The organism is Psychrobacillus sp. FSL K6-1415, assembly GCF_038003185.1.
GTDB lineage: Bacteria > Bacillota > Bacilli > Bacillales_A > Planococcaceae > Psychrobacillus > Psychrobacillus psychrodurans.
The window spans coordinates 125,306-148,472 of record NZ_JBBOOQ010000001.1; the positions used below are offsets into that span (position 1 = coordinate 125,306).

A 23,167-nucleotide genomic window follows, 5' to 3' on the forward strand; every position below is an offset into this window, starting at 1 on the left:
CGTTATTTTTGTGACAGCAGTATTGGGGGGAGAAATTCTTTACACTTTATCCCTTCAATTCAAAATTTATTTACTTCTTTATTATTTCATGTTTTAAATGAAAGTTGTTTAAGTAAAATGCCTTTTAAAGATAGTTTTTATTAGTAACTTTCACAACTTGATTTAATAGATTGTGATAGTTTACAGTGTTATGATTTAGGTGGTTGGCCGACCAAAAAAGTATACAGGAGAAAACTAATCGATGAAAAAAAGTTCTCAAGTTTACTACTAATATCAGTACTACTGTTTTCCTTAGGAGCTCCATCTGCTTTTGCTCAATATGGTTATGAGGTTACATTTTAAGTAGATACATAAATTGGAAAGATAGGAGGATGATTACATGAAAAAAAGTTTGCTGTTTTTTTGTTGTTTAGTATTAGCAATGATAATAACTTATCCTACAAATTCAAAAGCATACGTGCTTAATAATCAAAACGTTGGCTATAACCCTCAATATACGAATTTATCTTCAGCTAATGCTTATTTGCCTCATCTTAAGAATGCTGAAAAATGGACTTATACGGGTGGTAAAGTATTTCTTTCAGAATATACTGGCAGTGGTACCGTAAATATTTATCAAGGATTTGTTGATACGGACAATGGAACCTATGGAGTTTGTTATTATAATACTAGTCGTGAAAGTGATATTCGTTATTATAGATTATTTAAAAATGCTTCTCCTGCTGTCAGAAATGAAACGGTAGTTCATGAAGTTGGTCATGCAATTGGTTTGCGTCATACTCAAACTGTAAATGATGCCAATGCAGTAATGAGAGAATTTGGATTTAATAATATAGCAGCTCCATTATCTGACGATAAAGCAGGAATTAATGCTAAATATTGATTATGTATATAAATATAGAAAAGGTGGTGCATGATTGTGAAAAAAATACTTGCTATAACAGGGGTGTTATGTGTTTTTTTAGTTGGATTTTTAATTTTTGATAACAAGGAGGAAAAATCGGCTAATAGTGATGAACAATTTGATAATGGTATGGCAGATCATTTATTTGATGGGAACTTAATCTTAGATGCAAAAATGGATGAATTTCCTGATTTAAATACTGTTGAAAGTCAAACAGATATTATTGTTATTGGTAAAAAGGTTAAGCAAGAAGAGCCGACAATTAAATATAGTCAAGAAGGTCGAATTGATATAGCTTATACTCTGTCTAATTTTTCAATTGAGAAAGTTATAAGTGGAAATTCGGTTACCCCAGGAACAGAAATTACAATTCTGGAAAATGAAGCATATAATGAAAAAGAGGATGTAACTTATAATATTGCTGGATATGAATTGATGAAAACAGATAATGAATATTTATTGTTTTTAAGACAATCGGAAACAGATCCATATTATCTAGTGACGGGTGTTAATTATGGGAAAGTTCCTTTACAAGATGAAACTAGCGTTTTAAAGAATTCTTTACAAAAAGCAAAATCTGATTATGCAAAAGAAGTATTGTCAAGAATGGCTCAACAAGATTCTATTAGAGAAGAAGCATTAAAAAAATATGCTTCAAGCTTAGAATAACTTTCTTGCATTTTGTTAAAGTAATGAGTATTGAAAATATAGGGTAATCTGACTAAAGAGAGTAGCAATAGTGAAGTGAACCCGAAAAGTTAGACACTTTATTTAGTTAAGCCGCTTCTATGGTCTGAGTCCGGTATTGTACCGGGCTCAGACCTTTTAATTTTGTCTTGATTCGTTTGTGATTATAGTAATCAATATATTGTTCAAGCTCTTGCTTGAAGTGAGCCATACTTTCAAACTCTTGTAGGTAAAGTAATTCGGATTTTAGTAACCCAAAGAAGTTTTCAATTACCGCATTATCAAGACAATTTCCCTTACGGGACATACTTTGCGTGATCCCATGTGCTTTTAAACTTTTAGAATACTGTTTCATTTGGTAATGCCATCCTTGATCTGAGTGGAGAATTGGAGCGTCTCCATCGTATAAACGCATCAAAGCTTGGTCTAACATCTTCGAAACGAGTGGATATACTGGTCGTGACTCTAGGTTATATGCAATAATTTCGCCATTGAATAAATCAAGTATGGGCGAGAGATAGAGTTTTTCACCAAATAAATGAAATTCAGTCACATCCGTTACCCATTTCTCGTTCGGCTTCGTTGCTACAAAATCACGCTTTAAGATATTAGGCGCAATTTTTCCGACAGGCCCTTTGTACGAACGATATTTCTTCATGCGCACAAGGCATTTTAAACCAAGCTGCTTCATTAAGCGAAGAACCGTTTTGTGATTGATTTGATATCCACGATTGCGCAGTTCGAATGTAATACGACGGTATCCGTATCTACCTTTATGTTCGTGGAAAATCGAAGAGATAACTGATTTTACTTCCTCATACTTATCTCCACGCCCAAAGGTATTTATCCAGTAATAGTAGGTACTACGTGCTATCCCCGCAACTTTGATTAGCTTTTTAACAGCGAATTCTTCCCTTAGTTCATACACTACTTGCGCTTTGTCTTTCGTTGTAGTGCATCCTTTTCCTGAACTAAGGCGTTCAGCTTTTTTAAATAGGCATTCTCCATGCGTAAACGCTCGTTTTCTGCTTGTAATGCTTCAAATGACCCTTCAGTTGGTGTTGCTTTCTTTGTTTCTTTTTTCATAGATGGACGCCCCTTTGTTTTTGATTCTAGGGCGTCTACTCCAGCTTTTTCGAGTGTGTTTTTCCATTTTGTAATCGTATAAGGAGAAAGGATTTTAAAAATGGCAGCAGTTTCATACAAAGACGTCCTATGTTCGTTCATATAATTTAGTACGTTTAGTTTAAACTCTGCACTATAATTTGTATAGCTTTTCATAAGCCCATCTATCCCATGTTGCTTGTAGAGCATCACCCACTTAACTACTGTTGATTGAACCGTGCCAATTTGTTTGGCAATTGTCTTATATCCACCTTCGTTGTTCAAATAGCTCTGTACTGCAAATAATTTTTCTTCAAATGTAAATTTAGACATAAAAAAATACACCTCCAATTGTTAGATTGTGTCTAACAATTGGGGTGCACTTCATAGCTACCCTCTTTTTTTTCTTTGACTTCGAGTTGTAAATAATGCTTTACATTGGACCTAAAAATGATAATCAGCTTGAGGGTAAGTGTCAACGGTAAATGTCTCACTGAGGCAAAGCTATTGTTACTAAGCATTAGGAACATTATGTGTCGTAACGATTGTTAAATATCTAGGCAGGATTCCCTTCCTCTTTTGTCGAATTGTGAATAAAAGGGGAGTGACTGCTATGAGAGTAGAGTATCAGATTAACATTGAATATGCAGATGGTGAACAGAGCAAACACTTATCATACAGTTTTGATAGTGTTGAGCAAAGAAATGTAGTTTATCGTACTATTTGCACCGAACTTGAAAATGATCAAGTGGATATGAATTACTTGAGGCATAATAGTGGAGTGACAGTTTCAGCATATAACCATAGTGACCCATATAAAGGAGAAATAGCACAAATAGTTCCTCATGCTTCATTCAAAATAGAGGTTTTAGATAAAATATTATCTATGGTTAAAAAATAATCAACACTGAAGGGCATCCAATTGGGTGCTCTTTTATTTATTTATCCATAATCTGAAGGGGGACTGAGGATGATGGAAGGAGAGAAAGCGGGTGACACGTTTGCAGATAACTGGATTTAAATCTATTGGAGCATTAATTGCAAGCTTCGGTATGTATATGCTACAAATCGTAAACGAGGCCATTGTGGTACTCGTTTTTCTAATGTTATTAGATATGGTAACAGGTGTCATGAGGTCTTTTATGACTGAGAGTTGGAACAGTATGGTGGGAATGTCTGGTGTTATAAAAAAAGTAGCCATATTCGTCCTTATAGGTATGGCTGGAGCTGTAGAATATGTAGCTTTGTCTGCAGGACAAGACAGCAAGGGGCTTGTAATTCTTGGAGTGACAAGTTTTTTCATTGTCAATGAATGCATATCGATATTGGAGAATACCGCACAAATCGGGTTACCTATTCCACCAATCCTTTATAATGCTTTAGAAAAACTTCATAAGGCGCCTACTGGAAAAGAAATAAGTATTGATCGCCATCCTGAATTGGCTCGTTTGGATAAACTCACATTGCTTAAGGAAAATGAAATTTTACAAAGTGAAATACTAAAGAAAGAAACAGACACTAAGGAGGAAACACAATGAAAATCAACTGGAAAGTACGTTTTAAGAACCCTGTATTTTTATTTCAATTAGTGTCTGCAATACTGTCGCCAGTATTAATTTACACAGGTTTAAGTCTTGCCGACATTACTACTTGGGCGACATTAGGTGATTTATTTGTGCAAGCATATTCAAATCCAGTTTTACTGGGGACTATGATTTATGCAGGATATAATGCTGTTACAGATCCGACGACTCGAAGTCATTCGGATTCTCAACAGGTAATGCGATATGACAAACCTAAAGAGGTGAAATAATATGACTGTATCATTAAAAAATTCTTGTAGATCGTTCTGTTAAACGTTTAGGAGATGTTCATCCTTCTTTAAAAGAATACACTGTAGAGTTACTCACTTGATGTTATAACGAGGGTATATTAGTTCAAATATCATCTGGATTCCGTTCAAATGAGGAACAAGCCTATATCTATGGTCAAGGTAGACCTTCGTATACTTGGAACAATAAAAAATATGGTTCTAGTGGATCTATCGTATCAAAAGCTAAACCTGGTACGTCCGTTCACAATTATGGTCTAGCTATCGATTATTTTTTAGTTAGTGACGACGGTAATCAATCATTGTGGACGGTCAATGATAAATGGAAACGGGTAGGAGCTATCGCTAAATCTATGGGATTTGAGTGGGGTGGAGATTGGACAAGTTTTAGAGACTATCCTCATTTGCAATTTACCAAGGGATTGTCTATCGCTCAATTGAAAGCTGGTAAACGTCCAACATTTCCAAGAGGAAAAATATTACACAAACTAGAATTATTAGTATAGGAGGTGATGAAAATTGATAAATATAGAAGTTAATGTGGAGCAAGATGAAATTCGAAACTACATTAATGAAAAATTAGATGAATCTTTGCGACAAACTTTATTCACTTGGGACATTATAGAAATAGCTAAAAGAACTTGTATGAGCAGAACATTTCATGAACAAGAATTTCTACATGATTCTCGAATGAAATTATTAGAACGTCGCAAAGAAAAAGGAAAACGATTTTGGTTCTATGAACCGAGCTTAAAGGTAATGCAAGAAATAATGGACGAGTGGTAATCAAAAATAAACTACGTTGACAGGCGGTTTTATCATAGTACTACTTATATTAACGGGGGTGTAATCCATGAGAAGAATCCGAACTGTAGGAGCTTTACTAGAATATCTTCAATCAATCAATTGTCCAATGAGTAGATCCACAGTTGATAAATTAATTAGAACAAATGAAATTCCTTATATTCGTGTTAGTAGTCGAGTACTGATTTTTGATTTAGATGCTATTGATAAGTGGCTATCTGTGGATAGTAAAATTTAAACATCAATATAAAAAACAGCACCTCTAAAATAGAGATGCTGCATACATATAAAATAATTACCCTTGCCCAGTTATTGAATACCATTTGAATACCAAACACTAAGTATTCATTGAACTACATTGTGTTGGTGACTTTTACAAATTCGCACTATTACTGGCTTTTGATGTTGATTAACTTATTCTTTACTCGACTTCAACAAACGTAATGTTTCATCAAATTCTTTTTCAATCTCCGCATTCGGCTTGTATGTCATTAAGCTGACTACAACTGCAACGATTAATGCAAGTACAAAACCAGGGACGATTTCATATAATGCTCCAGAAAGTGCATCATTTGTTCCCCAGACTACAACAACTACAGCACCTACGACCATACTTGCTAATGCACCAGCTGAAGTAATTTTTCTCCAGTAAAGTGTTAGTAAGATAACTGGACCAAATGCTGCACCAAAGCCTGCCCATGCAAATGCTACAAGACCTAAGATTGTTTCATTTTGTTCCCAAGCAAGAATTGCAGCTGCAATGGAAACAACTAATACAGCGATACGACCATAGTTGACGTACGTTCTGTCAGATGCATCTGTTTTAATAATTGCTTTGTATAAATCTTCTATTAATGCGGAAGAAGTAACGATTAACTGAGAAGAAATTGTACTCATAATAGCAGCTAAAACTGCAGCTAATACTAAACCAGCTATAAATGGATGGAAAACTACTTGTCCTAGTGCGATGAATATTGCTTCAGGACTTGATAGTTCTAAATCCGGATTTTGTTGGTAATACGCAACCCCTACTAGAGCTGTTGAAATTGCACCTACAAGACTTAAAATCATCCAACCAATACCGATTCTACGAGCTTGTTTAGTTTCTTTAACAGAACTAATAGCCATAAAGCGAACGATAATATGTGGTTGACCAAAGTAACCAAGTCCCCAAGCTATAGAGGAAATAATGCCAGCAGCTGTAGTACCAGCGATTAAACTTAAATGAGTTGGGTTCACAGCTTTAATAGATTCCACTGTTTCACCAATTCCACCAGTCATAAATACACCAAAGATTGGTACACATATTAATGCAAGGAACATAAGCAGCCCTTGAAGGAAATCTGTATAACTAACAGCAAGGAATCCTCCAAATAATGTATAAGCTACAACTACTGCAGATACAACTAAAAGTCCTGTATGATAGTCTAAACCGAATGAGCTTTCAAAGAAAACTCCTCCTGCTACCATTCCAGAGGATACATAAAACGTGAAAAATAGTAAAATAATTAAACCAGATGCTACACGTAATAAACGAGATGATTGCTTTAAACGACTTTCTAAATAACTAGGAATTGTAATAGAATTGCTTGATACTTCTGTATATACACGAAGTCTTGGTGCTACATAAAGCCAGTTAAGATAGGCACCTATTGTAAGACCTATTGCAATCCAAGCTTCACCCATACCTGATAAGTAAATTGCACCAGGTAAACCCATTAGTAACCAACCAGACATATCTGCAGCTCCCGCACTAAGTGCAGTAACAGCAGGACCTAGTGAGCGTCCGCCGAGCATGTAATCCGTTAAATTGGCAGTCTTTTTGTAAGAGTACCAGCCAATTGCTAACATAGCGATCATATAGGTAATAATGGCCGCGAGTTGATAAGTTTCTGTAGACATGTTAACATCCTCCTCCCGATTGTTATCATAACACGGTAAGATTTAAGGTGCATTAAATATTTTGCAATACCCACAATTTACTATTAATTTAGAATGATGAAATAAGCCTATTTAAAAAAGGAGTGTATATCTTTGAAATTTTTCCATACAGCAGATTGGCATCTTGGTAAATTAGTGCAAGGTGTATATATGACCAACGATCAACGCATTGTATTACAACAATTTCTCGAAGCAATCGATATTGAAAAACCAGATGCAGTGATTATTGCGGGGGATTTATACGATCGAGCTGTCCCCCCAACGGAAGCAGTGCATCTACTAGATGAAATGTTTGCAGAGATTGTGTTAAAACGCAAAACCCCCTTATTAACGATTGCAGGAAATCATGATAGTCCTGGTCGCTTGAACTTTGGTAGTAAGCTCATGAAAGAAACAGGCTTACATATTGTGGGTCAATTAAGTCGAAATATGCAGACTATCATTTTAAATGATACATACGGAGAAGTGCATTTCCACCTTGTACCATACGCAGATCCTTCGCAAGTTCGATACCTATTGGAAGAAGAGACAATTATTACACATAACCAGGCCATGAAAAAAATAATAGAATCAATAGAAGAGACAATGGACAAAACGAAAAGGCATGTGTTTATAGGACATGCATTCGTGACTCCTCATGGTCAAGAAGAGGAAAATACAAGTGATTCTGAACGACCTTTAGCTATAGGTGGAGCAGAATATGTAGATGCAAATTTATTCGAACCTTTTCATTACACAGCTCTAGGACATTTACACCAAGCTCACTACGTATTAAATGAAACAATTCGATATTCGGGTTCCCCGTTGAAATATTCAATTTCGGAGGAACACCATAAAAAAGGCTTTTTGATCGTGGAGATAGATGAAAAAGGAAAAACGACTGTGGAAAAACGACTACTTAAACCTACTAGGGATATGCGGACAGTAGAGGGATTCCTGCAGGATATTTTAAAACAAACAGTTAGTGAAGACTATGTGTTTGTAAAACTATTAGACGATACGCCAATTCTATCTCCGATGGAGCAAATACGAACAGTCTATCCTAACGCCATGCATGTGGAACGAAAAGATTTCCAATTAATGGGTTTGTCAAAAGAACAAGAAGTTGGAAGGACGAAAAAGGATGAATTCACATTATTTCGTTCGTTTTACACCGAGGTCAGTGGAAAAGAAGCGTCTGAAGAAACTGAACAAATTTTTAAAGAAGTATTAACTTTATTAGCACAGGAAGAGCGGGAAGGAGGAAAAATTAATTGAAACCAATTCAACTGAAAATGAGTGCCTTTGGACCATACAAACTTACCGAAACGATTGATTTTACAGAGCTAAATGAAAATCAGCTTTTTGTGATTTCTGGAGCAACTGGGGCTGGAAAAACAACTATATTTGATGGGATTTGTTTCGCACTTTATGGTGCAGGAAGCGGAGAGGATCGCCGCGATACGAAAATGATGCGAAGCGATTTCGCAACAGACGATACACATACTTCTGTTGAGTTGATTTTTGAGATTCATAATCGACGTTACCGTATTTTGCGACAGCTACCTCATGTGAAAACAGGCAATAAAAGTGCAACAGGTGAAAGATACGAATTTTTTGAGATACAAGGAACAAGAGAAATACCAGCTGTAGAACGACAGATCGTATCGGAGATTAATAAAAAGGTAGAAGAAACCATTGGATTGACTTTAGATCAGTTCAGTCAGATTGTCATGTTACCCCAGGGCGAATTTAGAAAACTATTAACCTCTACGACAGAAAACAAAGAAGCAATATTACGCAAGATTTTTAAAACAGAACCATACAAAATGATTCATGAAAAGCTAAAAGAGAAAAAGGTAGTTGCAGAGGCGGAACTTAAATCAGAACAATTAACGCAGGAAAATTTCACGGAAAAAATTATTGCTTCATTTCCAAAGCGAGAGTCAAATCTTTTTCAAATAATAGAAGAAGATAACTTTAATATTTTTCAATTAGTGGAAGCATTAAAAGAAGAGACTAACTTTTATGAACAGAAAATCACACTAGACGAACGTAAGTGTGAAGAAGCGTATGAAAAACATATAAACAAACAAAAGTCTTACCATGAATCTAAGATGGTAAATGACCGCTTCAATGAGTTAGAAGCAAAGGTGCAGCAGCTAGCAGACCTGGAGGCACGTAAAGAAGAATTCATACAGAAACAGCAACAATTAGATTTTGCTGACCTTGCAAGCAATATAGAGCCCGTCGAAAGTTATTTTAATGAGCTTGAGCTAGATGTAAAAGGGAAACAGAATTTATTTGAGAAATCGAAAATAGAAAAGGTTGCTGCAGAAGACAAATTGCAGCAAGTAGAAGCTATCTTTATAAAAGAATCTAAAAATAAGGAAATTCGTGACAAAAGTATAGAGACAGTTATTCACTTAAGCGGATTATTACCTATATTTGAAGACTTAGAGATTAAAAAAACTGAGCTTTTAAGTTTAGATAAAAATAACGAACAGTTGGAACAACAGCTTGAGATAATTACTGCAAGTCTTCAAGGTCAAAAAGAATCTAGTAAGCAGCAAAAGCATCAAATAGAGATGTTAGAAGAACGTGTTGAATCTTTAGACAACAAAGGGCAACAGCTTGCTTTGCTACAAACACAGCACAGTAAGCTGCAGGAATATAAGGTGGTTGATCAGCAACTAAATATACTTATTACGGAGGAAATAAAACAGCAAAACAAGTTCGAGCAATGTAAAGAAACATATGATGTCATTGAACAAAAATGGATAGGAAGTCAGGCAAGTATACTAGCATCTAAGCTAGTAATGGGAGAACCCTGTCCAGTATGTGGAAGTAAGAATCATATAGATTCACATGTTGCTACAGGAGAGCGTAAGGTAGAAGAAAGTGAGCTTCGCTTAGCGAAGGCAACACTTAATAAGGAAGAATCTACACTATTAACCTATAAAGCAAAAAAAGAGACAGCGGAAGCGCAAATACAAAAAGTACTCGTTCAGTTAGAGGAATATGAAGTAGATGCTGGATTAGTGGAGCAGGTAGAAACGGATCTACTAGATATGCAAAGAGAAGTTCAACAACTTCGTCTAGAAAAAGAAACACTGTCTTCATTGAAACAATCTTATAAAGTTTCTTTAGCCAAAGTTGAAAAGCTAGAACAGGAAAAGCTAGATGTCGATACATTATACAGAGAGAAGTGTAGCCAAGCAAAGCAAGCAAAAGCTGTGTATGCATCAAAGTTAGATACAATACCTAGCTATATACCAACCCTACAGCATTTAAAAATAGAAATCACTCAGGCGAAGAAACAAAAAGATCTATACGAGCAAGCGTGGGAAGAAGCACAAAACAAGATGAAAATTGCCCAAGAATTAAATACAAAAGCCCAGTTGGTACTTGAGCATTCAAAAGTGTCTTTACAAGAAACTGAACTAAAACGAGAAAAAGCTCAAGAGCAGTTTTATAAAGCTTTAAACAAAGCATCCTTTGAAACTGTGGAAGCATATATGTCTGCGAAGCTACCTGAATCGGATCGGTCATTCTTGAAAATTCAATGTAATGAGTATAGACAACAGCTTCATACAGTAACGGAACAAGTAAGAGAAGGAAAAGTCCAACTTGAAAACAAAACAAGAGTGGATCTGGGACCTCTCGAGGAAGAGTTGCATCAGTTAAAAGAAGTATATGAGCAAGCTTTAGCAGAATGTAATAGTACAAAGGAATATGAAAAAGCAGGAAGAGAAATAGAAGAAAAGATTACCTCAACTAGTGAAAGAATCACACTATTGGAGGGACAAGTTCATCGAATTATGGACCTTTATGACATATTGAGAGGACATAATCAGCTGAAAATATCATTTGAACGATATGTGCAAATTGAGTATTTGGAGCAAATTATTCAAGCTGCAAACGAACGATTAAAACATATGTCGAGTGGTCAATTCCAATTGCTACGAAGTGACAGACAAGAAACGCATGGGAAACAAAGTGGTCTGGGGTTAGATGTATATGATGCATATACGGGTCAAAAACGAGACGTAAAAACACTGTCAGGCGGCGAGAAGTTTAATGCCTCATTATGTCTTGCACTTGGAATGGCAGATGTCATCCAAAGCTTCCAAGGGAATATACGTATCGAGACAATGTTCATTGATGAAGGCTTCGGATCTCTCGATGAAGAGTCTCTAAACAAAGCAATTGATACATTGATCGACTTACAAAAGTCTGGTCGTATGATTGGTGTCATCTCCCATGTGGCAGAGCTAAAAGCAGCTATTCCAGCCATTTTAGAAGTTGAGAAACAAAAAGAAGGCTATAGTCGAACAAAATTTGTTTTTAAATGAGTCAATTTCATAATTACTTGTTTTATTTAAAATTACGAGTGTTTACTTAATATCGTAATTTAATATTCTTTTTATAGAAGCGGTCCCGTTGATTGGAGTGGTAGGCGGCGAATCCAGCGGGAACAGTAAACGAGCTGAAAGCCCCGCATGAGCATATGTTTTCGTAGTGACGAGGAGATTGAAGCCGTGCCCGCGAAAAGCGTCCGCCTAGAGCGGAAATCAGCGTTGTTCGGATTTAACTATATAATATTCTTTATGAAATTGATTCAAATAGAGGAGATATTCAAATGGATCAGGATAGAGTCTTGTTAGAGTTGGCATTGGAAGAGGCGGAGAAAGCACTTCAGGAGAATACGTATCCGGTAGGTGCGGTTGTCGTAGATGAGGATTTCAACGTAATTGGTAAAGGTAGAAATAGAGTGCATACTAGCCAAGATATTACGGCGCATGCTGAAATAGAAGCAATTCGAAATGCAGGATCCACAATGTTTGATGCTAAAATTAACAACAAAAAGTTCACGCTTTATAGCACATTAGAACCTTGTCCTATGTGTACCGGAGGAATTTTGTTTGCTAAAATTCAACGAGTGGTCTGGCTACTAAATGACGACCAAGGATTCGGGGGATATAAAAAGATAAAAGATTCCTCAGTTTTTCTAGAAAAGTTTAAAAGGGTGGAAATGCTAGAGGAACCATTGGAAGATTTGAAAAAGAGACAGTTAGATTTAATGACAAAGTGGGCAACGAATCCTAATAATGTGGTTTCACTACGTAAGAAGGCGCAAGTAGAAAGTATTAATTAATCCTATAGAAGTAAATGTAAATGTAAATGTAAATGTCCAAGGACATTTAATTCGTAAAACTATAAAACTGGTGATATCGGGAAGTGAGTAGCCATCAACGCTGCGGGGCTATCTAGTCATAAGACAATAATTTACTATATAATAAGTATTACAAAATGAAATAATTGGGAATGGAGAAATATACTTGTCATATATTCTGATAGTTATATTGGCGGGCACAATAAGTTTATTTCTTAGCTTGTACATTCGAGTAAAAGCTAAAGATGCTCCTGGTGCAAAGTCGTACATTGTAGTTACATTATTATCATCAATCTTCACCTTTGCTTATGCCTTTGAATTAGCAAGTACATCCTTAAAACAAATGAAGTTTTGGCTTGGTATCGAGTATCTCGTCATGCCACTTATACCAATATTTGTCCTATTCATGTGTATGGAGTATGTAGGGCATAAAATAAAGACGTGGAATTATGCTCTTTTTGTCATTCCCCTCACTACAATATTTATGGTGCAAACAAATGAACTTCATCATTTTTATTACAGAACGATAAAGGTGGATAAGAATGGGCCTTTGCCACTACTAGATTTAGAGTGGGGTCCATGGTTTTATGTTCATGCCATTTTCCTGTTTGTATGTTTAACAATGTCCGTTCTGATATTGCTAAGGGAATTTCGAAAATCTTTATTTATGTTTCGTATGCAAATTCTATTGATGGTAGCAGGCTTGCTCACTCCAATCATAGCAAATTACTTTTATCTAAAGGGTTGGAGCAATGGCATTGATCTTGGGCCAGTTTCATTAAGTGTCACTTTTATGTTCCACGGTGTGGCCCTTTTAAACTTACAGATGTTCAATGTGGCACCGATTGCTAGGGAAAGTGTATTTGAAAGTTTGAAGGAAGGCGTGATTGTGTTAAATCAAAATCGGGTGATAGTTGACTACAATAAAGCCGTATTAAATGTTATCCCTACTATGAGCTCGAATCATATCGGTAAACCAGTTGATGAAGTTCTTATTCAAAATCCCTTACTTGCAGAAATGTTAGAAGAGGAGCAGGAGTGCGATTACACCAGTTCTCTAGAATCAGGCGTTACACACTTCCGGATTAATTTTCCAAAGTTGAGAATAAAAGTGGATTACATGTGGGCAAAATTGTTACCTTTGTCGATGTTACTGAAAAAGTGCGAATGGAAGAAAAGTTAAAGCAATTAGCAAGTTTAGATGGCTTGACACAGTTGTATAATCGCACGTTCTTTATGAGAAAATCTGAAATGATATTTGATGACTTAATGGCCGACGGTGGGGTTGTATCCATTATATTGTTTGACATCGATCATTTTAAAAGGGTAAATGACACATTTGGTCATGAGGCAGGGGATATAGTATTGACCCATATTACAAGCATTACTAAGGAAGAATTACGAGTAACAGACTTTATGGGGCGTTACGGAGGGGAAGAATTCATTATATGCATGCCAGAAACCACTCTAATGGAGGCTACATCTAGAGCGAATAGAATTCGACAAGCGATAGAAGAAAGTTTTACGACCTTTAATGAAAGAGAAATTCTTGTAACTTCAAGTTTTGGGGTATCCTATGTTCAAATGTCAGCGGGGGAGGATAGATATTCTGTCCAACAACTTATTCGACAAGCCGATCAGGCTTTATATGCTGCAAAACATAAAGGTAGAAACTGTGTGGAAGTCTACGAGGCGAATGATATCTATATGCAAGTTTAGTATGAACAACTCACCTAAAATTACTTCTTAAAAATATGCTTTTGTCTTCGTATATATATTAATAGCGTTTTTAAAGTCAAATGTTATTACAAATCTATAACCGATATGAGCATCCTACTTTTTAACAGAAGCGCTAGGTAGCGACATGAAAGTACTTTGGAGCATAAATCAACAGAGTTTATTACTAATTATCTTTTTATGAATTGATTCAATATATAAATAGAGCAGACTCCCGAAACGTATCGTCGGGAGCCTGCTTTTTACTTAGGCATGAGTTTATATCATAATATTACTCTTTAATTTGGTGCCTACAATTATGGAGCACTAGTGAATTCACTTAGTGAATCAAGAAATTCATCATCACTATTGACTCCCATTATGTTGTTGCCTGAATATCCTTCTGGATCAAGGGCAGCAGGATTAGCACCATATTTATATAGTAGTGCTGCCATGTCGTAATTCTCATAATAAAACGAAGCTGTTAACGCATTAGTGTATTGATCTTCTGTGTTTGGGTTAGCACCAGAGATCAATAATAACTCAGCAATTGCATTATTGTCAGAATAAACGGCATGGTGTAAAGCAGTTGTATCTTCTGCATCTCTTTCCTCTAAGTTGACTCCATTAGCCACAAGCTCACGAATTGCTTCTTCATCATCAGCTAGAACTGCATCCATAAGTGGAGTCAAATTAAGTGATTCCTCTGTTAAAGGTGCAGTGCTCTCTAGTGTGGAAGTTTCTGTAGTGGAAGCCTCAGATGATAACGCTTCTTCTTGCAACAAGTCACCTGTAAAGAAATTTTCATACTTTACTGCACCAGTTACCATAACTGCTATGACTCCTATATATCCAATGATGAAAATACCTAGTAATGCACCAATACCAAGTGCGATTTTTGAAGTATTAGGATAATAAAGTGGAGTGCCCTCTACTTGCATGAAATGCCCAACTGCTTGGACCCTTTTTGGAGTAGTCGGGTGAGATGACAGTACTTCACTCAACCATATAAATACATTCGATTCGGTATTGATTTGTTCTAAGTAAGCATCCTCATTAACCTCTTTATATAGCTGTTTTCCAATACTCAATATGGTTAGTCCACGTTTTGCAGCAGCCCCATCAAGTATAAAGAATGCTGCATGTCGGTCACAAGTATACTCACAGGAACGACTATAAGCTTGCGATAGGAAAGGCACTAAACGTGCTGGCAAGATAAACGTGTTTTTTAAAACGTGATTACGTTTTATATGTGTAAGTTCATGAGCAATGATGAAATCGAGTTCAGCATTCCCTTGCTCTCTAGCAAGCTCAAAAACTTCTGAATAGAGAACTACCATATGTTTTCCTAAAAAACGGGTTGCAAAAGCATTGAATGCCCCTTCTGAGTGAACCACGAATACATCTGGCACCTTTTTTAAACCCATTTCCTGAGAAATATGTACGATTCTTTCATATACATCCGGAAATTGCTTTTCACTAATGCGAATTCCATTTGCACGGATATGACCCAACGACATGTAAAGTGCATAAATACTAAATAAAATAAGTGCTAGTAAAATAGCTATTCCGATTATTGAAGCGATTGCTAAAAAGTAAATGAGTACACTGAATATAATAGATAAAATAAAATATGGAATTTCGCGACTCGATCTTAACTGTATATCTGTCATATTATTCCTCCTTTTGCTTTAAAGTTACCAAACGATACATTTTAAGTCAATTTAAAAATGGGCTGTCTTTCACACAAATTCCTCTTTCGTCATATTATTTTTAGAAGAGGTGGTGAAAAATGCACGAAGAAAAAGAGGGCAAACTATACAATCCCTACGAAATGGAACAACAGGAATGGAAGAAGCGACAGGTAAAAGAACGCGGAAAGCAATTACTTACTATTATTTCACCTATTTTTATTCTATTACTGTGGGAAATTTGTTCACGCACAGGTGTACTTGATATACGGTTCTTTCCACCGCCATCTGCAATTGTTTCTACGTTTTTTGAGTTAATGACAAGTGGCATGCTATGGACACATATTTCCGTCTCTTTATATAGAATAGCTGCTGGATTTTTATTGGGGGTAATACCAGGAATAATCATTGGACTACTCATGGGGTTGTATGCTCCGATCCGTCATTTTATCTCGCCGATTGTCATGGCATTTATGCCCATTCCAACTTTAGCGTTACTTCCAATCATAATCATCCTTTTTGGTATTGGGGATTTTTCAAAAGTTGTTACCATTGCTGGTAGTGTATTTTTCCCAGTGGTTATTAATACTGTCGCTGGTGTGTTGAATATTGAAAAAGTTCATTTAGATGTGGCCAAAAATTATGGAGCAAGTCCAAGTGATTTCTTTATCAGAATTGCATTTCCAGGAGCACTGCCGGTTATGTTAGAAGGCATTCAAATGGGGCAGGCGATTGCACTTCTTACGATTGTTGCAGCGGAGATGATGGGAGCTACATCAGGTATCGGATATTTAATCTGGACTTCTTATAAAGCATTTATGTTGAAAGAGATGTTTGTAGGATTAATACTCATTTCTTTTTTTGGATTTTTGTTTTCTCTTTTCTTACGTGGGGTACAAAGAAAAATTGTCCCGTGGAGGTGAATAGATGGACCAATCAGTGAAGATTTCTATTAATGACCTAACGAAAGTATTTTACAAGAAAAACAATAGTGTAACAGCTATACAAAATATTACGTTAAGTGTAGAAGAAGGTGAGTTTGTCTGTATAGTTGGCCCGAGTGGTTGTGGGAAAACAACTTTACTGCGAATACTAGCAGGGCTAGAGCAGCCGAGTTCGGGTACATTTTATATAGAATCCGATACAGATTTTCGGCCACTACAATCGATGGTTTTTCAAGAAAAGGGAGTTATTCCTTGGTTAACAGTAGAAGAAAATGTTGCGTTCGGACTTAATATGCGTCATTTGCCAAAAGAGTTTGTTCGCAAGCAAACCAATTATTACTTGAAAAAAGTCGGTCTCTCCAAATTTTCGAAGCTATACCCAAAAGAACTCTCTGGCGGTATGAAACAACGAATAAGCATTGCGCGGGCATTTGCAAATGACCCGGAAATACTACTAATGGATGAACCATTTGCTGCACTGGATGAACAAAACAAATTCATATTACAGGAGGAACTACTTTCTATTTGGTCCGAAACGAAAAAAACGGTGATATTTATAACGCATAGTATTGATGAGGCTTTGCTATTAAGTGACCGCATAGTGCTAATGAGCTCTCAACCAGGAGAAATAGTAGATCAAATAAAAGTTCCTCTTCCTAGACCACGCACAATGGAACAAGTTCGTGCGAATTTAGAAATGGCGGAGCAGTTTATAGCAATCTGGAATCACTTGCAACAGGAAGTGCAAAAGTCAAGAAAGTAAGGAGGACATATGTGAAAAAATGGTGGTTTATAATTATAGCATCAGTTGTACTTCTACTAGGTGCATGTAGTTCCAAAGACAAGGAAGGTACAACTGGAGTGGACGATGAGGTTAGTAAAGACAATCCTTCAGGAGACCTTGCACCGCTGGATGAAAAAGTGAAGGTAATTATTGCAGAGGATGGATCCGCTTCTGGAGCAGGGTTTTATATTGCAAAAGAAAAAGGATACTTTGAGGATTACAATATAGATGTAGAGTTTGCAGTATTCTCGAATAGTGATGAAATGTTACCAGCCCTTGCGTCTGGGGATGTAGATATCGCAGGAGGGGTATCAACTGCATCGTTCTTTAATGCCATTGCACAAGGAATTGACGTGAAGATTATCGCAGACAAAGGGCATAATGTTCCAGGGAAATCCTATTTCTCATTTGTTATTGGTAATCATATGGTAGATGAAATAAAAGAATACGAAGATTTTAAAGGCAAAAAAATTGCAATATCCTCTAAAAACTCGATTGATGAATATATCTATTTGGAAATGCTAAAACACGCTGGACTAACATCTGAGGACGTGGAGCTTATATTACTTGCCGATTTCGGAAGTATGTTGGGTGCAATTGAAAACGGATCTATTGATGCGGCGTTACAGATTGAGCCTTTGATAGCTCAAGGAATTGAAAATGGTTTTCATCAGCGCTTTGGAGATGCGACTGATTATGCGCCAGAGTCTCAAATTGCAATGGTTTTAGGGTCTCCACAGTTTATGAGCGATGAACAGGATGTATCTCTTCGATTTATGGCTGCCTATTTAAAAGGTGTTCGAGACTACAATGATGCCTTTATCAAAGGTGAAAATAAAACCGAGATTATAGATATTATGAAGCAGCATACTTCGCTAAAAGATTCTGAACTCTGGGAGAAAGTTTATGTTACTGGATTAGACCCAGATGGTAAAATGTTTTTAGATGATGTATTAAAGCAATATAATGCATACAAAGAAAACGGAGCAATAAGTGGGGATGTAGACTTTGATAAGGCGGTAGATACATCGATGACAGAAAAAGCGGTAGAACTATTAGGAGCATATGAAAAGTAAAACGTCCAGAATCTTGGACGTTTTTTTCAAAAGAGTAAGAAAGTATAAACAAATGTTTTTATTAAAGTAAGATTGCTGACTTAAAACTTTAGAAGTGCTTTTCTCAATACATTGTACTTTAAACGATTGGGTATAATACAATGGAATGCAAGGAAGTTAAAAAGAGGTGCGTAAGATGGTAAGTATTTTGGTCGATGCAGATGGATGTCCAGTAGTAGATTTGACTATTCATGTGGCGAAAAAGTTTAAAATGAACGTAACATTACTATGTGATACCGCACATTATATGCAAAGAGAAGGTGCAGATACAGTAATGGTATCTAAAGGAGCAGATGCAGTAGATTTTGTTTTAGTGAATAGAGTAAACAAGGGTGACATAGTAGTGACGCAAGATTATGGTCTAGCTGCGATGGTTTTAGCCAAACAAGGGTTTGCTATCGATCAAAACGGGCGATGGTATACCCCTGAAAACATTGACCAGCTTCTAGATAGTCGCCATATATCCAAGAAAATTAGACAGGCTGGTGGTCGTTTGAAGGGACCAAAAAAACGCCAAAAAGAAGACAATGAAAAATTTGAAGCAAGCTTCCGTAAACTATGCGAACATGCCCTACAAGTTGGAAACTAACTTTCTTCTTGCAAAAGAATATCGCCTAGGGTGGGGGTATCTGTGAAAACCCCATTTGCATCAAGATGGTATGCATTTTTCATTTCTATTTCATTTTTAATAGAAAAAAGATGAACCTTAAATCCATTTAATTGTGCATCATGGATAAAGTCTTGATCAACGGATTTTATATTGACCCCAATTCCACTAGCATAAGTTTGTAATCGTTTATAATCAGAATGGGATAAAGCAGCTTTCTCTTTGAAACTAAATAGTTGAATCAGAGGAAGCTGCGGTTCTAGTGCATGAAACTTTGTTAAGCTATCTTCATTAAACGACTCCACAATTACTTTTGGTAAGTCCCCTGTATCTCGAATTAAATTATATTTTCTTAATAAAGTAAATAGCTTTTCTTCCATTCCCTCGTAGATACTAGGAGACTTCAATTCGATATAGTAGTTTACATCATCTCCGAAATGGAGAAAGATTTCCTCTAAAGTAGGTACTCCTTCTTGTTCAAACTCTCTATTAGCTAACCCTGGAAATGCTTCATTAAACCATTTCCCTGCATTTAACTGTTCTAATTCCTCCAAAGTATACTCCTTTACAAATCCTGTTCCATCCGTTGTACGATCCACTTTTTCATCGTGCATGGCAACAAGGACTCCATCCTTAGTCATTTGTAAATCTATTTCAATATAATCGACATCAGCCTGATGAGCAATTTCGTAAGCAACAATGGTATGTTCAGGTGCAATAGCAGAAGCCCCGCGGTGCGCGATAATTAAAAACTTTTCATTGGAAAGAGGCTGTATATTACTTTCTTGGTCATCACAGCCCGCAACTAAACATAAAATTACTAGTATAAAAAATATTAACCGCATGAGAGACTCCATTCTTGTAAAGATTTTATAAGGTTTAGTAAAAATGTAAATATTATGTAAAAATTAGTTATTTCTATATACATTGATGGCATGTCTTGTAAAATGAAGCTACTGGAATTTTACCACCTTTATTAGCTATGGCGTCACTATAAACTTATATGATGAATGGTAGAGAGGATGAAATGTCTTTGAAAAGGGTCGAACTAATTGATATCTCCAAATCGTATGATAAGCAATCTAATGTTATTTCTAATATTAACGTAACTATTGAACCGGGGGAATTTTTTGTTCTAGTCGGTCCTTCTGGTTGTGGAAAAAGTACCATGCTTCGAATGATTGCGGGACTAGAAGATATAACAGGCGGGACACTTAAAATTGGTGATACAGAAGTAAATGATTTGCCTCCAAGTAAACGAGATTTATCCATGGTGTTTCAAAATTATGCGTTATACCCTCACCTAACGGTTGAAGAAAATATTCAATTCGGTTTACATGTAAAAAAAATCGATAAAAAAGAGCGAGCTAAACGTACAAGTGAAGTGGCAGCAATGCTTGGTTTAACGGAATATTTAAAGCGAAAACCTAGAGAATTATCAGGTGGACAGCGTCAAAGGGTGGCGTTAGCTCGAGCTATAGTTAACGAAGCACCTATTTGTTTAATGGATGAACCATTATCTAATTTAGATGCAAAGCTCCGAGCACATATGCGTTCCGAAATAAGACAAATTCAAAGACGCTTAGGTATTACTATGATTTATGTGACACATGACCAAATAGAAGCAATGACTATGGGAGACCGAATAATGATTCTTCATGAAGGATCTATCCAGCAAATAGGAAAGCCTATCGACATTTATAACAACCCAGCTAATCCTTTCGTAGCTACATTTATCGGTTCACCCCCTATGAATCTAGCGAGCGGGGTTGGGGACAACCTGACGAGTACGATTAGGTTAAATGATTCGATTCTAATTCCAGTTCCAACAGTAGATGCACACTTTCTAACCGAGCGAGTAATTGTAGGGATAAGACCAGAACATATAAAAGCAGCAACCAAAGAGACTGAGGAAAAAGACAAATTCGTGGTGGAAGTTTCAAACGTAGAAATTTTAGGAAATGAAACAATTTTTACTTTTTTACTAAATGAGGAATCCTGGCAAGTTAAGTGGAGTGGACAGTGGCAAATAGAAATAGGAGATAAAATTCCTTTAATGATGAATTATGAATCCTTCTGTTTCTTCAATAGTGAGACAAAGGAAATTATGAAAACTCCATCAGATGTCGAGAACCATGTTTTTGGTAAAGAGGTATTTGTATGATGGTCGTATCTAAACCTAAAAAGATAAGCTATTGGAAACGTTCCTCTAATGCTCGAATCGCATTATTGTATTTATTGCCTTCCATTATATTATTTTCTGTATTTGTTTTTTATCCGATGTTTCGGACCATCTACTTAAGTTTCTTTTTAACAGACCAAGCAGGAGAAGCCGCAATTTTCGTAGGTTTAGAAAACTATACTTATTTACTGGAATCGGATGCCTTCCTTAACAGTATTAAAGCAACATTCTTATTCGTTTTATATACAGTTCCGACTGGGATTATTATTGCACTCATTTTAGCGTTACTCGCAAATGAAAAACTGAGAGGAATCGGTATTTTCAGGACTATCTACGCTTCGACAATGGGAATATCGGTTGCAGCGTCCTCTGTAGTTTGGCTATTCTTGTTTCATCCGAGTGTTGGTATGTTCAATAAATTATTAAATATCTTTAATCTGCCACAAATTGAATGGCTATTAGATCCAACTTGGGCATTATTTTCAGTGTCACTCTCAACTATATGGCTAAATACAGGGTTTTCCTTCTTGATAATACTTGGGGGATTGCAAAATATAGATGAGCATTTATATGAAAGTGCTCGTATTGATGGTGCTAGTTATTGGTATCGGCTAAAGAGAATTACTATTCCAATGCTCTCTCCAACTTTGTTTTTCATCATTACGATTTCACTTATTAATGCATTTCAAACGTTTGGACAGATCGATATCTTAACTAAAGGTGGTCCATCTCAGTCTACCAATTTAATCGTATATTCTATATATAAAGAAGCATTTATCAATTATCAATTCGGAACCGCTAGTGCCCAAGCTGTGTTCTTGTTTATATGCATTTTAATCGTTACGATTTTACAATTTAAGCTTGGGGAAAAGAAGGTGCATTACCAATGAGATTATGGAAAAAGCTAGTTCTTTACTTCTTATTAATTATTACTTCATTAATCCTGTTTTTTCCTATCATTTATGCATTTATGATAAGTTTCATGACTGGCGGTGAGATTTTATCCGGAAAGTTACTGCCGTCTACCTTTAGTCTAGATAATTATGTAAAGGTATTTGAGCGACTTCCTTTATTTAATTATTTGATAAATAGTTTTGTCGTTTCACTCGGTGTAATGCTTGGTCAGTTAGTCGTTTGTAGTTTGGCTGCATATGCATTTGTATTTATCCCGTTTAAGGGTAGAGATTTTATCTTTTTCTTATTTATATCAACAATGATGATTCCGTGGGAAGCTACGATGATTCCTAACTTCTTCACCATTCAAAAACTAGACTGGATTAATACTTATCAAGGAATGACATTACCGTTTTTTGCTTTGGCATTTGGTACTTTTTTACTGAGACAGCATTTTAAAACTATTCCAAAAGAGCTCCATGAGGCTTCACAAATAGCAGGACTAAGTAAGTTTGGATTTTTCTTTCGCGTAGTTTTGCCTGTTTCTAAGACAAGTCTTGTTACATTAGGTGCTTATGGGTTTTTGACAACATGGAATATGTATTTATGGCCACTTCTAGTGACTACTAATAATTCCGTTCGAACCGTCCAAATTGGTTTAAAGCAACTTCAATCGCAAGAAGTAGCTACAGAATGGGGGGTGGTTATGGCGGGGGTAATTGTAGTTATTATACCAACACTACTATTATTATTTTTAGGTCAAAAGCAATTACAAAAAGGGTTAACGCAAGGAGCTCTAAAATAACGG

Annotated in this window: 24 protein-coding genes; 20 read left to right on the forward strand and 4 right to left on the reverse strand. The window is 36.1% G+C overall.

Annotated features, from left to right (window positions below; translation table 11 throughout):
* Positions 1-379 precede the first annotated feature (379 nt).
* On the forward strand, positions 380-883 hold the full coding sequence (locus MKY60_RS00645) for a zinc-dependent metalloprotease family protein (protein ID WP_340878703.1): 504 nt from the start codon (positions 380-382) through the stop codon (positions 881-883).
* A gap of 36 nt (positions 884-919) precedes the next feature.
* The gene (locus tag MKY60_RS00650) at positions 920-1,573 is read left to right on the forward strand and encodes a hypothetical protein (RefSeq protein WP_340878704.1); all 654 of its coding nucleotides are present in this window, start codon (positions 920-922) and stop codon (positions 1,571-1,573) included.
* A gap of 106 nt (positions 1,574-1,679) precedes the next feature.
* On the opposite strand, the gene MKY60_RS00655 is transcribed toward MKY60_RS00650, so the two are convergent.
* Positions 1,680-3,028 (reverse strand): IS3 family transposase gene (locus MKY60_RS00655; RefSeq protein ID WP_340878759.1). Its coding sequence is split into 2 segments (ribosomal slippage): positions 1,680-2,575 and positions 2,575-3,028, totalling 1,350 coding nucleotides; the frame shifts between segments, so codons are not numbered across the junction.
* A 280-nt stretch (positions 3,029-3,308) separates the two neighbouring features.
* Between MKY60_RS00655 and MKY60_RS00660 the strand changes: the two genes are divergently transcribed.
* The 6 genes from MKY60_RS00660 (at position 3,309) to MKY60_RS00685 (ending at position 5,568) form a co-directional block, all read left to right on the forward strand.
* Positions 3,309-3,596: a hypothetical protein gene (locus tag MKY60_RS00660; protein WP_340878705.1), complete on the forward strand. Its 288-nt coding sequence runs from the start codon at positions 3,309-3,311 to the stop codon at positions 3,594-3,596.
* Positions 3,597-3,687: 91 nt separating this feature from the next.
* The gene (locus MKY60_RS00665) at positions 3,688-4,233 is read left to right on the forward strand and encodes a phage holin family protein (protein ID WP_340878706.1); all 546 of its coding nucleotides are present in this window, start codon (positions 3,688-3,690) and stop codon (positions 4,231-4,233) included.
* Complete coding sequence (locus tag MKY60_RS00670; RefSeq protein WP_340878707.1) at positions 4,230-4,508, forward strand: phage holin; 279 nt, start codon at positions 4,230-4,232, stop codon at positions 4,506-4,508. The genes MKY60_RS00665 and MKY60_RS00670 overlap by 4 nt, the downstream gene beginning before the upstream one ends.
* A gap of 116 nt (positions 4,509-4,624) precedes the next feature.
* Complete coding sequence (locus MKY60_RS00675; RefSeq protein WP_340931052.1) at positions 4,625-5,032, forward strand: M15 family metallopeptidase; 408 nt, start codon at positions 4,625-4,627, stop codon at positions 5,030-5,032.
* A 13-nt stretch (positions 5,033-5,045) separates the two neighbouring features.
* On the forward strand, positions 5,046-5,312 hold the full coding sequence (locus tag MKY60_RS00680) for a hypothetical protein (protein ID WP_340878708.1): 267 nt from the start codon (positions 5,046-5,048) through the stop codon (positions 5,310-5,312).
* Between the two features lie 67 nt (positions 5,313-5,379).
* Positions 5,380-5,568, forward strand: a complete 189-nt coding sequence (locus MKY60_RS00685) for a helix-turn-helix transcriptional regulator (RefSeq protein WP_340878709.1) — start codon at positions 5,380-5,382, stop codon at positions 5,566-5,568.
* Positions 5,569-5,744: 176 nt separating this feature from the next.
* Here the strand turns inward: MKY60_RS00685 and putP are convergent, their stop codons facing one another.
* Entirely contained in the window at positions 5,745-7,232 is a 1,488-nt protein-coding gene (putP, locus tag MKY60_RS00690) for a sodium/proline symporter PutP (protein WP_340928215.1), read from the reverse strand.
* Positions 7,233-7,364: 132 nt separating this feature from the next.
* Here putP and MKY60_RS00695 point away from each other — a divergent pair, with 132 nt between their 5' ends.
* From MKY60_RS00695 to MKY60_RS00715, 5 genes are all read left to right on the forward strand, one after another.
* Positions 7,365-8,528: an exonuclease SbcCD subunit D gene (locus MKY60_RS00695; protein WP_340928216.1), complete on the forward strand. Its 1,164-nt coding sequence runs from the start codon at positions 7,365-7,367 to the stop codon at positions 8,526-8,528.
* Complete coding sequence (locus MKY60_RS00700; RefSeq protein WP_340928218.1) at positions 8,525-11,605, forward strand: SMC family ATPase; 3,081 nt, start codon at positions 8,525-8,527, stop codon at positions 11,603-11,605. The genes MKY60_RS00695 and MKY60_RS00700 overlap by 4 nt, the downstream gene beginning before the upstream one ends.
* 281 nt (positions 11,606-11,886) lie before the next feature.
* Positions 11,887-12,408 carry a nucleoside deaminase gene (locus tag MKY60_RS00705; protein ID WP_340931054.1) on the forward strand — a complete coding sequence of 174 codons (522 nt, stop codon included), beginning with the start codon at positions 11,887-11,889 and terminating at the stop codon, positions 12,406-12,408.
* A 184-nt stretch (positions 12,409-12,592) separates the two neighbouring features.
* Complete coding sequence (locus MKY60_RS00710) at positions 12,593-13,609, forward strand: histidine kinase N-terminal 7TM domain-containing protein (protein WP_340928220.1); 1,017 nt, start codon at positions 12,593-12,595, stop codon at positions 13,607-13,609.
* Entirely contained in the window at positions 13,549-14,145 is a 597-nt protein-coding gene (locus MKY60_RS00715; RefSeq protein WP_340928222.1) for a GGDEF domain-containing protein, read from the forward strand. The genes MKY60_RS00710 and MKY60_RS00715 overlap by 61 nt, the downstream gene beginning before the upstream one ends.
* Before the next feature lie 314 nt (positions 14,146-14,459).
* Here the strand turns inward: MKY60_RS00715 and MKY60_RS00720 are convergent, their stop codons facing one another.
* The gene (locus tag MKY60_RS00720) at positions 14,460-15,815 is read right to left on the reverse strand and encodes a M48 family metallopeptidase (protein WP_340928224.1); all 1,356 of its coding nucleotides are present in this window, start codon (positions 15,813-15,815) and stop codon (positions 14,460-14,462) included.
* A 119-nt stretch (positions 15,816-15,934) separates the two neighbouring features.
* On the opposite strand from MKY60_RS00720, the gene MKY60_RS00725 reads away from it, so the two are divergent.
* The 4 genes from MKY60_RS00725 (at position 15,935) to MKY60_RS00740 (ending at position 19,265) form a co-directional block, all read left to right on the forward strand.
* Complete coding sequence (locus MKY60_RS00725) at positions 15,935-16,756, forward strand: ABC transporter permease (protein ID WP_090570610.1); 822 nt, start codon at positions 15,935-15,937, stop codon at positions 16,754-16,756.
* Positions 16,757-16,760: 4 nt separating this feature from the next.
* The gene (locus MKY60_RS00730) at positions 16,761-17,540 is read left to right on the forward strand and encodes an ABC transporter ATP-binding protein (protein ID WP_093495400.1); all 780 of its coding nucleotides are present in this window, start codon (positions 16,761-16,763) and stop codon (positions 17,538-17,540) included.
* 11 nt (positions 17,541-17,551) lie between these two features.
* Entirely contained in the window at positions 17,552-18,637 is a 1,086-nt protein-coding gene (locus MKY60_RS00735; protein ID WP_090570616.1) for an ABC transporter substrate-binding protein, read from the forward strand.
* A 175-nt stretch (positions 18,638-18,812) separates the two neighbouring features.
* Positions 18,813-19,265, forward strand: coding sequence for a YaiI/YqxD family protein (locus MKY60_RS00740; protein ID WP_090570619.1), 453 nt, complete (start codon positions 18,813-18,815; stop codon positions 19,263-19,265).
* Here the strand turns inward: MKY60_RS00740 and MKY60_RS00745 are convergent.
* Positions 19,262-20,128 carry a glycerophosphodiester phosphodiesterase family protein gene (locus tag MKY60_RS00745; protein ID WP_093495399.1) on the reverse strand — a complete coding sequence of 289 codons (867 nt, stop codon included), beginning with the start codon at positions 20,126-20,128 and terminating at the stop codon, positions 19,262-19,264. The genes MKY60_RS00740 and MKY60_RS00745 overlap by 4 nt on opposite strands.
* 188 nt (positions 20,129-20,316) lie before the next feature.
* Between MKY60_RS00745 and MKY60_RS00750 the strand changes: the two genes are divergently transcribed.
* Genes MKY60_RS00750 through MKY60_RS00760 form a run of 3 tightly spaced genes read left to right on the forward strand, consistent with a single transcriptional unit; the run spans position 20,317 to position 23,164 of the window.
* Entirely contained in the window at positions 20,317-21,447 is a 1,131-nt protein-coding gene (locus MKY60_RS00750) for a sn-glycerol-3-phosphate ABC transporter ATP-binding protein UgpC (RefSeq protein ID WP_093495429.1), read from the forward strand.
* Positions 21,444-22,355, forward strand: coding sequence for a carbohydrate ABC transporter permease (locus MKY60_RS00755; RefSeq protein ID WP_090570628.1), 912 nt, complete (start codon positions 21,444-21,446; stop codon positions 22,353-22,355). The genes MKY60_RS00750 and MKY60_RS00755 overlap by 4 nt, the downstream gene beginning before the upstream one ends.
* Positions 22,352-23,164: a carbohydrate ABC transporter permease gene (locus MKY60_RS00760; RefSeq protein ID WP_093495398.1), complete on the forward strand. Its 813-nt coding sequence runs from the start codon at positions 22,352-22,354 to the stop codon at positions 23,162-23,164. The genes MKY60_RS00755 and MKY60_RS00760 overlap by 4 nt, the downstream gene beginning before the upstream one ends.
* Positions 23,165-23,167 lie beyond the last annotated feature (3 nt).

Coding starts and splice junctions, on each gene's coding strand:
- MKY60_RS00670 (WP_340878707.1), top strand. CDS start 4,230: ATGAAAATCAACTGGAAAGTACGTTTTAAGAACCCTGTATTTTTATTT.
- MKY60_RS00745 (WP_093495399.1), bottom strand. CDS start 20,128: ATGCGGTTAATATTTTTTATACTAGTAATTTTATGTTTAGTTGCGGGC.
- MKY60_RS00730 (WP_093495400.1), top strand. CDS start 16,761: ATGGACCAATCAGTGAAGATTTCTATTAATGACCTAACGAAAGTATTT.
- MKY60_RS00740 (WP_090570619.1), top strand. CDS start 18,813: ATGGTAAGTATTTTGGTCGATGCAGATGGATGTCCAGTAGTAGATTTG.
- MKY60_RS00725 (WP_090570610.1), top strand. CDS start 15,935: ATGCACGAAGAAAAAGAGGGCAAACTATACAATCCCTACGAAATGGAA.
- MKY60_RS00685 (WP_340878709.1), top strand. CDS start 5,380: ATGAGAAGAATCCGAACTGTAGGAGCTTTACTAGAATATCTTCAATCA.
- MKY60_RS00660 (WP_340878705.1), top strand. CDS start 3,309: ATGAGAGTAGAGTATCAGATTAACATTGAATATGCAGATGGTGAACAG.
- MKY60_RS00755 (WP_090570628.1), top strand. CDS start 21,444: ATGATGGTCGTATCTAAACCTAAAAAGATAAGCTATTGGAAACGTTCC.
- MKY60_RS00645 (WP_340878703.1), top strand. CDS start 380: ATGAAAAAAAGTTTGCTGTTTTTTTGTTGTTTAGTATTAGCAATGATA.
- MKY60_RS00720 (WP_340928224.1), bottom strand. CDS start 15,815: ATGACAGATATACAGTTAAGATCGAGTCGCGAAATTCCATATTTTATT.
- putP (WP_340928215.1), bottom strand. CDS start 7,232: ATGTCTACAGAAACTTATCAACTCGCGGCCATTATTACCTATATGATC.
- MKY60_RS00760 (WP_093495398.1), top strand. CDS start 22,352: ATGAGATTATGGAAAAAGCTAGTTCTTTACTTCTTATTAATTATTACT.